Source organism: Synechococcus sp. R55.2, from assembly GCF_047462075.1.
Classification (GTDB): Bacteria; Cyanobacteriota; Cyanobacteriia; order Thermostichales; family Thermostichaceae; genus Thermostichus.
Window position 1 is genome coordinate 1 of the sequence record NZ_JANSIH010000063.1, and the last position, 1,228, is coordinate 1,228.

General features: G+C 58.2%; 1 protein-coding gene. It reads left to right on the top strand.

From position 1 onward, the window contains the following. Nucleotides 1–166 precede the first annotated feature (166 nt). Nucleotides 167–1,228 (top strand): radical SAM/SPASM domain-containing protein (locus tag NW838_RS02285; protein WP_414427427.1); only part of this gene is annotated, 1,062 nt, incomplete at its 3' end.

The window sequence follows — 1,228 nt, forward strand, 5'->3', positions numbered from 1 at the left end:
CAGTAACTTCACCGGCAAAAATGTGGACGTGGCGAGTGGTGCATTTCAGCATTGCGATGGCTCCGCTCCGGATCTAACCTGATAAACAGCGTATCACTACCTAGCGCTTGTGGGGGATCCGCTATTTGCCCTCGACTTGTTCCGGCCCTCTCTATGTCTGCTGTTAATGTCTGCTGTTATTCCCCAACTGGAACGCCTGCACATAGAGGTGACCAACGTTTGCAACTTTAAGTGCGAGTTTTGTCCAGATGGGATCATGCAACGGCGGCGGGGGCACATGGAGCCCGCTCTGCTGGAGCAGATTTTGGAGGAAGTAGCGGCAACAGGGCTGGCCCGCGTGATGGCTTTTCACCTGATGGGGGAGCCGCTGCTCTACCCATACCTTTTCGAGGGTATTCGCAGGGCCGCTGAGCTTGGCCTTCGCCTGCACCTGACCAGCAACGGCAGCACCTTTGCCCTCTGGCCGGAGCACATTGAAAAGCTGAACCGCAGCCCCTTTGCTAAGCTAACCATTTCCCTGCAAACTCCCGATCCAGTCACCTTCAGCATTCGCGGAGCACCTCCCCGCCTCACGCCGGAGCGCTACTTTGCTGGGATTACCCAATTTCTGCAGGTGCACTTGCGCTCCTCCAGCCCTACGCAGGTGCATCTCAAATTCCTGGATACTAGCCCCCACCCGTTTTTGGTGCCGCATAAGGCTCTTTCGGTGATCGATTCTGCACAGCAGATGCGCGCTCAGCTCTCGGCTTGGGCCAGACGAGCTTTGCAAGGGATCCCGGATGCACCGGCTCTCGATTGGGTAGAAGCCCAGATTGCTACTTACCGACCGGGCCGCTGGCAGCAGATCCGCATCCATCCCCGCTTGGTTTTGGAAACGTTTCCCTTGGACAGTTGGGGCAACGTGGAGACAGACCGGGTAATCCCAGCTCGCTGGGGATACTGCAATGGCGCTTCCGGTCAGGCGGGGATCCTCTACGACGGCACGGTGGTGCCCTGTTGCAAGGACTATGAAGGGCAAATCCCGCTGGGGCAAGTGACGCTGGGGGGATCCCTGGCCGAGATTTTGCGGGGCCAACCGGCCTGTGCGCTGCGGCGGGGGTTCAATCGTCTGCAGGTGAACCATCCCGTTTGCCAGCGCTGTATGGGTGGAGACACTTGCATCAAAGCCTTGGCCAGACAAGTGGGTTCCGTTGTCTACTTCAAGGTGTATCGGCCTTGGAAACAGAGG